This is a genomic window from Streptomyces sp. SID1328 (assembly GCF_009865595.1).
In the GTDB taxonomy this organism is placed as follows: domain Bacteria; phylum Actinomycetota; class Actinomycetes; order Streptomycetales; family Streptomycetaceae; genus Streptomyces; species Streptomyces griseoluteus.
Window position 1 is genome coordinate 1 of sequence record NZ_WWKH01000789.1, and the last position, 7,340, is coordinate 7,340.

The window sequence follows — 7,340 nt, forward strand, 5'->3', positions numbered from 1 at the left end:
GCGAGCTGGGCCGACGTGGTGGAGGAGACCCTTCGCCACGAGCCCGCGGTGAAACACCTCCCGCTCCGCTACGCGGTCCGCGACATCCCCCTCCCGGACGGCCGGCTCATCCCCAAGGGCGCCCCGATCCTCGCCTCCTACGCGGCCGCCAACCGCCACCCGTCCTGGCACGGCGAATCCGCCGACACCTTCGACGCCACCCGCCCGGTGAAGGACCACTTGGCCTTCGGCCACGGCATCCACTTCTGCCTGGGCGCTCCGCTGGCCAGGCTGGAGGTGGGGACGGTGTTGCGGGAGTTGTTCGAACGGTTCCCGGAGCTGGAACTCGCGGTCCCGGTGGCCGAGTTGCGGCCGGTGCCGTCGCTGATCAGCAATGGGCACAGGGAGGTGCCGGTGCGGCTGGGGCGGGGCAGGGGGTGAGCCTTCGGGCACTCTGCCCTCCGCCCCCGCGGGCGGTCAGGTGAGCGGGATCTGCTTGTCGCTCGGGTCGGCCGACTGCTTGTCGGGGTGGACCGCGACCAGTCGGCTGCCTTGGGCGAAGGCGCTGGCCCGGTCGTAGAAACGGTAGCCCGACTCGATGAGCTGGAGGATCTCGTGGCCCAGCATCGCCTGCGGCCCGCCGTCCTCCGGGGCCTTCGTGGTGTCCCAGAGGGCGCTGTCCCCCAACTGCTCGATCGCCGTCCAGAAGTTGGCCGAGGTGAGCTGCCCGGAGGTGAGCATGCTCTCGATCCGCGGCCCCAGACTGGTGACGATCTTGAAGACAGCGCGCTCCTCGATACCGCCGTCCATGAAGGCGTAGTTGACCGGGACGGACCACTTGGTGGTGTTCAGCCGACGGCCCATCCGGGCGTCCAGAGGGAGTTCGCCGGGTGCCTGAGCCTTGTTCTTCTGGTACTCGGACCACTGGGTGGTGTCGGTGGTGCGGCCGAGGATCAGCTTGTACTTGGCGATGGCTGCCGCCGCCCTGGTGCTGGCGACCGTCTCCGAGGCGGTAGTGGTCAGATCGGCGCGGATGGTGCCGTCCAGTGCCTGCAACAGGTCCGTCCTGGTGCGCCCCTGGGGGTCGCCGACCTGCGCCTCGATCACCTCGTAGGCATCGTTGACCTCGTCGTTGTTCGCCACCCACTTGAAGTTCAATCGGTCCGTCTGCCACTGGGCGTAGCCGGCGATGTAGGCGTCGATGCTCGGCTCCGCCTGAGCGACGAGCCGCGCCACCTCGCCGTCGATCTTGCCAGGGTGGTGCATCCGCTGCACGTCACCCCCGCCCGCCGAGGGGCCTGCGGCGGGGGAGGCCGCTTCCGGGGCGGATGCCTTCGCGGGGCCACTCATCACGCGCCGAGCGGTGGTCTCCGCCTCCCGCTCGAAGCGGTCCGAGGGGTCGCTGACCCGCAGCCCGTCCCCCCGGTCGGTCCCGGCCACCGGACCCGAGCGCTGCTGGAGGACGTGGGTCAACTCATGGGCCAGGGTGTGCGAGTCGATGCCGGAGGGGCCGGCGACGATATGACTGCCCGAGGTGTACGCCGCCGCGCCGAGCTGGGCTGCGGAGGCCCGGGCCGCGGCGTCGGTGTGCACACGCACGTCGGAGAAGTCGGCGCCGAAACGGGCCTCCATGTCCGTGCGGCTCCGCTCGTCGAGCGGCCGCCCGCCGCTGCGCAGGACGGCGTGCACGGCGGAACGCTGCACCGGCTGCGCGTCCTCGGCGTGGCCGCAGCCGAGGCCGTGCCGGTGCGCGTCCTGCGCCGCAGCCTCCTTGGCCCGGCGCATCATGTGCACCACAGCCGCGTTTCCGGCGGAGCGCTGGAGGGCGAGCAGTGCCGCGGCCGGCGCCGCCACCGTCCGTGACCCGGACGCGCGGGCGGCCGCCGGGGCCTGCCGCCCCTTCGCTGCCCGGCTGTTGGCGTGGTCGTACAAGGTGGTCCCTTCCCGGCATCGGTGTGCGTGCCTTGCCGGTGTACCGCGTGGCCTGGGCTTCCCGCCATGTACGCGCGGGCGGACCCGGGTCCCTCCGCGTTGCCCCGGGAGCCAGACGAGGTCCACCGGGCCGGCCAGTGCGTAGGCCCGAGGGCGGCAACTGCGTAGAGGTCGCCGCGTGCCCCAACGCCGTTCATGTCCGCGGCTCCAAGGCTCCGGCCGGCCCCACCCTCCTCTCCCCCACCGCATGGGCCAACTTCCTCACCGCCGAGCGCTACATCTGACATCTGTACGCGCGAAGAGCCCTGCCCCTCCCCGCAAGCGGAGCGGCAGGGCTCATCCGCACTCCCTCAAGACCCGACGGTCAGCACCAGCTTCCCCGTGACCCGCCCCGTGTCCCCCACCGCATGCGCCTTGGCCGCCTCCGCAAGCGGAAACACCCCGTCGACATGTGCTCGCAGCGCACCGGAGGAAGCCAGCTCGGCGACCGCCTTCATCCCCGCGTGATCCGCCTCCACGAGCAACGTCTCCACCCGCACTCCCCGGGCCTCCGCCTTGGCCGACTCCTCCGGGTCGGTACCGGGCAGCAGCGACACCAGCACGCCCCCAGGCCGCAGCACCTCCAGCGAACGCACCCGCGTCTCACCGGAGATGGTGTCCAGCACCACGTCCACGTCCCCCACGACGTCCCGGAAGTCGACGGACCGGTAGTCGATCACCTCGTCCGCCCCGAGCGACCGCAGGAACTCGTGCTTGGGCTCGCTCGCGGTCCCGATCACGTACGCCCCCAGGGACTTGGCGATCTGCACCGCGAGGTGGCCGACACCTCCGGCGGCGGCATGCACCAGCACCCGCTGACCGGGACGGACGTGCGCCGTGTCCACCAGCGCCTGGTACGCCGTGAGCGCGGCCAGCGGCAGGGCGCCCGCCTGGACGTGGTCGATCGAGTCCGGCTTGTGGGCGAAGGCGCGGGCCGGACCCTTCACGTACTCCGCGTGAGCGCCGACGCCGTACGGGTAGGGCAGCATGCCGAAGACCTCGTCGCCGGGCTTGAAGAGGGTCACGCCGTAGCCGACCTCCTCGACGACGCCGGAGACGTCCCAGCCGAGGACGAGCGGGAGCCGGTCGAGGAACATGCCCCCGGTGCGGTGCTTCCAGTCGGTCGGGTTGAGTCCGGAGGCGCGGACGGAGACCAGGATCTCGCTGAGGCCCGGCTTCGGGCGGGGCAGTTCGGTCTCCTTGAGGACGTCGGGGGTGCCGTACTCGTCCTGGCTGATGGCGTGCATGGTGGCGTGGTTCGTCATGCGACCAGCTTCACCCGAGCCGGGCCGACGTACCATGGCATGAATGCCATCTTTCAACGGGATCGTGCCATGACCACTCCGCACCGCGTCGTCGTCCTCGCCCTGGACGGGGTCTACCCCTTCGAGCTGGGCATCCCCAACCGGGTCTTCGGCACGGTCCGGAGCCGCTACGAGGTGCTGACCTGCTCGGCCGACGGCGGGCCCGTCGCCACCAGCGCCGACTTCTCGGTCGCCGTCGGGCACGGCCCCGAGGTGCTGGCGACGGCGGACACCGTCGTGCTCCCTCCGTTCGACATCTCCCTGGTCCGCCGCGGCCTGCCCCCGAAGCTGGAGGCGGCGCTCGCGGCCGTACCGCCCGGCACCCGGATCGTCTCCATCTGCACCGGCGCCTTCGTCCTGGCCGCCGCCGGACGGCTCGACGGCCGCCGCGCCACGACCCACTGGGCCCTCGCGGACACCTTCCGCGCCTGGTTCCCGGCGGTGCACCTCGACCCGGACGTGCTGTTCGTGGACGACGGCGACCTCCTCACCTCGGCGGGCGCGGCCTCGGGGGTCGACGTGTGCCTGCATGTCGTGCGCCAGGACCACGGCGCGGCCGTCGCCAACGACGTGGCCCGCGCCTGCGTCGTACCGCCGTGGCGCGACGGCGGGCAGGCGCAGTACATCCAGCACCCGGTGCCCGAGGAGCAGGCCAACGGCACCTCGGCCACCCGTCAGTGGGCGCTGGAGCGCCTGCACGAGCCCCTGTCGCTGGCCGAGCTGGCCGGGCACGCCCGGATGAGCCGGCGCACCTTCGCGCGGCGGTTCAACGAGGAGGTCGGTACGAGTCCGGGGCGCTGGCTCATCCAGCAGCGCATCGCCCGTGCCCGGCACCTGCTGGAGACCACCGACCTCTCCGTGGACGACCTCGCCGCACAGGTCGGCTTCGCCACCGGGACCTCGCTCCGCGAGCATCTGCACGCGGCCATCGGGGTGACCCCGCTGGCATACCGGCGGACGTTCCGGGGAGCGGGGGTGGGGTAGACGTCGCCGCAGGTCAGGCCTCGGCTTCATTGGTGCCGCTCCGGGCATCCGTCTACGGTCGAGTGGGGAGCCGGTGCTCCCCTGATCTCAGAGTCCTTGGAGAGACCTCATGTCGAAGATCCTTTTCGTGGTGACCGGCGCCGATCACTGGACGCTCGCCGACGGCACCCGGCACCCGACCGGCTTCTGGGCCGAGGAGGCCGTCGCGCCGTACGAGGCGTTCAAGAAGGCCGGTGACGAGGTGGTGGTGGCCACGCCGCGCGGGGTCGTCCCGACCGTCGACAAGGGCAGCCTCGCGCCGGAGGTCAACGGCGGCCAGGAGGGCGCCGACCGGATCGCCGCCGCGCTGGAGGCCGCGCCCGAGTTCAAGCACCCCGTCCCGCTGGAGGACGTGAACCTCGACGACTACGACGCCGTCTTCTACCCCGGCGGTCACGGCCCCATGGAGGACCTCGCCGTGGACGCCACCTCCGGCCGGCTGCTGGTCGACGCCCTCGACTCCGGCAAGCCGCTCGCCATCGTCTGCCACGCCCCGGCCGCCATGCTCGCGGCGACCCGGCCGGACGGTACGAACGCCTTCGCGGGCTACCAGGTCACCGGCTTCTCCAACGCCGAGGAGGCACAGGCCGGTTTCGCCGACAAGGCCAAGTGGCTGCTGGAGACGCGACTGCGCGAGGCGGGCGTCGACGTGCAGGTGGGAGAGCCCTGGGCGCCGAAGGTCGTGGTCGACCGGAACCTGGTCACGGGGCAGAACCCGGCCTCCTCCGCGCCGCTGGCGGAGGAGGTCCTGAAGCGGCTCGGCTGAGGGTCCCGCTCAGGCGCCGGCCGCCTCACGGCTGATGCGCTCGAACTGCGCGCCCATGGCCTCGGACAGCGCCTGAGCCGCCGAGAGGGGGCGGACCATGACGGTGAAGTCGTCGATCCGCCCCTCCTCGTCGAAGTGCAGGAAGTCGCAGCCCTGGATCTCCCGGCCGCCGACGGTGGCCGTGAAGACGAAGGCGTGGTCTCGCCCGTCCGGGTTGGCGATCTCCCGGACGTACCGGAAGTCCTCGAATACCCGCAGCACGCCGCGCAGGATCGCGGCGGTGATCGCCTTGCCCGCGTAGGGCTTGAAGGCGACGGGGCTGGTGAAGACGACGTTCTCCGCGAGGAGGGCCTCGATGGCGTCGGCGTCGCGGTTCTCCACGGCGGCACGGAAGGGATGCACGGGGTGCTCCTTACTCAACAAGTTGAATAGGTGTGTTGGAGAGTAGGGTGAGAACGTGACCCTGCGCAATGCGGTGATGGCCACCCTCCTGGAGGGCGAGGCATCCGGCTACGACCTGGCCAAGGGCTTCAACGCCTCGGTGGCCAACTTCTGGACGGCGACGCCCCAGCAGCTCTACCGCGAACTGGACCGGATGGAGCGCGAGGGCCTCGTCACCGCGCGCGTGGTCCGCCAGGACCGCCGCCCCGACAAACGCCTCTTCTCCCTCACCGACGCCGGCCACGACGCCCTCCGCGCCCATCTCACCGCCCCCATCACCCGCCCCACCGCCATCCGCGACGGCCTCCTGGTCAAGGTCCAGTGCGCCGACATCGCCGACCCGGCCCCCGTACAGGCCGACATCACCGCCCACATGGACTGGTCCCGCGCCAAGCTGGCGCGCTACGAGCGCCTGCGGGAACGGCTGCTGGCGGGCCGCACGGAGGACGAGTACCTGGCCGGCGCCGACCGCGTGGGCCCGTACCTCACCCTGCTGCGGGGCATCGCCTTCGAGGAGGAGAACCTGCGGTGGGGGGAGCTGGCACTGCGGGTACTGGCGGCACGCTCGTCGTGAACTCCCATACTGCCGAGGCCCGTTGAAGGACCCCGGCAGGTTCACCCCGGAGGGGTCAGGACTTGCCGGAGCGGCTCTCCTCGGCGAGCGTCCGCAGCTCGGCCAAGTCCTCCTCGTCCAAGTCGAGTCGCTGCGCCGACTTCAGCAACGCACCGATCTCGTGCCCCCGGTTCTGATCCGCGAGGAACTGCGCGTAGTAGACGTACGCGGTCTCGTCCTGGTGGGCGAGGGCCTCGCGGTAGTGGTGGTCGGCGCGGGACCACTGCTCCAACTCCTCATGGAGCAGGGCAAGGTTGAGATACGCGTTGGTCTCGCCGTCCTCCCTGGCGGCAGCCTCGTAGTGGCGTACGGCCTCCTCGGGGGCGCCGGTGTCGGCCAGGTGGAGGGCGTAGGCGAAGTGGGCGCCGGTGACGTCCTCGGCGAGGGCCTCGCGGAGGTGGGTGCGGGCCGACTCCAGGTCGCCCAGGGCGTGTTCGGTCTCGCCGAGTACGGCCAGTACGGACCGGTGCCCGGCGTCCAGCGCCTGCTTCAGCCAGGGCAGCGCCTCTTCGTACTTCTCCTCGTCCGCGAGCAGCCGGCCGAGGTTGCCGGCCGCCATGGTGTCGCCGCTCTCGATGGCCCGGCGCAGCAGGTCGACGGCCTCGTCCAGCCGTTCGTCGTCCTCGCTGAGGAAGGCGCCGTAGTCGTTGAGAGCGCGGGGGTTGTCGTCCACGAGCGCCTGCCGGTAGTACTCCTCGGCCTGCCGGCGGTCCCCCAGCTCGTCGGCCAGGACGGAAGCGATCATCAGGGTGACGTCCCGGCCACCGTCGGCCGCCGACCGGAGTGCCGCCAACGCCTCCTCGGGCCGCTCGAGTTCGACCAGCAGCTCGGCGAGAGCCTCGTAGGCGGCCGGGTTGCCGCCCTGCGCCTCGGCCTCGACGGTCTTCAGTGCGGCGTCGATGTCGCCCCACTCGGAGACGAGGTCGAAGATCCTCTCCGCCACCTCGTCATCGGGACGGTTCCAGGCCCGCAGATAGAGGGAGAGGGCGGCGGCACGGTCACCGGCCACGAGGCGCTGCGCGGCCTCGGCGGCCAGGTTGCTTTCTGTCATGGGGACATCTTCTCGAACCGGCGAACGACTTCTCGCCGCTACCCCGCCCTCAGTCCGCCCAGCGGTGCCGGCCGCGCCCCATGTCCACCCGCGCGCCCGCCATCGGCACCCCTTCCCCCCGCAACAGCCCCGGCGCCCGCCCCTCGTGACAGATCGGGGGCGTCCCGTCGGCGCGGACCACCCGCCACCACG

General features: G+C 71.8%; 9 protein-coding genes and 1 pseudogene. 5 read left to right on the forward strand and 5 right to left on the reverse strand.

All coding sequences use genetic code 11. From position 1 onward, the window contains the following. Positions 1 to 420: cytochrome P450 (locus tag GT030_RS25375; protein ID WP_161203098.1), on the forward strand; the 420-nt coding region annotated here is incomplete at its 5' end. Between the two features lie 36 nt (positions 421 to 456). Here the strand turns inward: GT030_RS25375 and GT030_RS25380 are convergent. Beyond that, positions 457 to 1,911, reverse strand: coding sequence for a DUF4157 domain-containing protein (locus GT030_RS25380; protein WP_237522810.1), 1,455 nt, complete (start codon positions 1,909 to 1,911; stop codon positions 457 to 459). 137 nt (positions 1,912 to 2,048) lie between these two features. Between GT030_RS25380 and GT030_RS36745 the strand changes: the two genes are divergently transcribed. Then, the gene (locus GT030_RS36745; RefSeq protein WP_346009745.1) at positions 2,049 to 2,195 is read left to right on the forward strand and encodes a DUF397 domain-containing protein; all 147 of its coding nucleotides are present in this window, start codon (positions 2,049 to 2,051) and stop codon (positions 2,193 to 2,195) included. 66 nt (positions 2,196 to 2,261) lie between these two features. On the opposite strand, the gene GT030_RS25390 is transcribed toward GT030_RS36745, so the two are convergent. Then, positions 2,262 to 3,197 carry an NADP-dependent oxidoreductase gene (locus GT030_RS25390; protein WP_161203106.1) on the reverse strand — a complete coding sequence of 312 codons (936 nt, stop codon included), beginning with the start codon at positions 3,195 to 3,197 and terminating at the stop codon, positions 2,262 to 2,264. An 87-nt stretch (positions 3,198 to 3,284) separates the two neighbouring features. On the opposite strand from GT030_RS25390, the gene GT030_RS25395 reads away from it, so the two are divergent. Further along, a complete protein-coding gene (locus tag GT030_RS25395; RefSeq protein ID WP_161203100.1) occupies positions 3,285 to 4,238 on the forward strand; it encodes a helix-turn-helix domain-containing protein in 954 nt (317 codons plus the stop codon). Positions 4,239 to 4,347: 109 nt separating this feature from the next. Continuing rightward, positions 4,348 to 5,043 (forward strand): type 1 glutamine amidotransferase domain-containing protein, encoded by a 696-nt coding sequence (locus GT030_RS25400; RefSeq protein ID WP_161203101.1) that lies wholly within the window; start codon positions 4,348 to 4,350, stop codon positions 5,041 to 5,043. Positions 5,044 to 5,052: 9 nt separating this feature from the next. Here GT030_RS25400 and GT030_RS25405 read toward each other — a convergent pair whose 3' ends face one another. Then, positions 5,053 to 5,445, reverse strand: coding sequence for a nuclear transport factor 2 family protein (locus GT030_RS25405; RefSeq protein ID WP_161203102.1), 393 nt, complete (start codon positions 5,443 to 5,445; stop codon positions 5,053 to 5,055). A gap of 55 nt (positions 5,446 to 5,500) precedes the next feature. Here GT030_RS25405 and GT030_RS25410 point away from each other — a divergent pair, with 55 nt between their 5' ends. After that, the gene (locus GT030_RS25410; protein ID WP_161203103.1) at positions 5,501 to 6,058 is read left to right on the forward strand and encodes a PadR family transcriptional regulator; all 558 of its coding nucleotides are present in this window, start codon (positions 5,501 to 5,503) and stop codon (positions 6,056 to 6,058) included. A 55-nt stretch (positions 6,059 to 6,113) separates the two neighbouring features. Here the strand turns inward: GT030_RS25410 and GT030_RS25415 are convergent, their stop codons facing one another. Together GT030_RS25415 and GT030_RS36750 are read right to left on the reverse strand one after the other, a co-directional pair. Further along, entirely contained in the window at positions 6,114 to 7,148 is a 1,035-nt protein-coding gene (locus tag GT030_RS25415) for a tetratricopeptide repeat protein (RefSeq protein WP_161203104.1), read from the reverse strand. Positions 7,149 to 7,197: 49 nt separating this feature from the next. Beyond that, positions 7,198 to 7,340 (reverse strand): annotated as a pseudogene (locus GT030_RS36750) (cysteine methyltransferase); the annotation flags it as partial.

Coding starts and splice junctions, on each gene's coding strand:
- GT030_RS25395 (WP_161203100.1), top strand. CDS start 3,285: ATGACCACTCCGCACCGCGTCGTCGTCCTCGCCCTGGACGGGGTCTAC.
- GT030_RS25390 (WP_161203106.1), bottom strand. CDS start 3,197: ATGCACGCCATCAGCCAGGACGAGTACGGCACCCCCGACGTCCTCAAG.
- GT030_RS25400 (WP_161203101.1), top strand. CDS start 4,348: ATGTCGAAGATCCTTTTCGTGGTGACCGGCGCCGATCACTGGACGCTC.
- GT030_RS25415 (WP_161203104.1), bottom strand. CDS start 7,148: ATGACAGAAAGCAACCTGGCCGCCGAGGCCGCGCAGCGCCTCGTGGCC.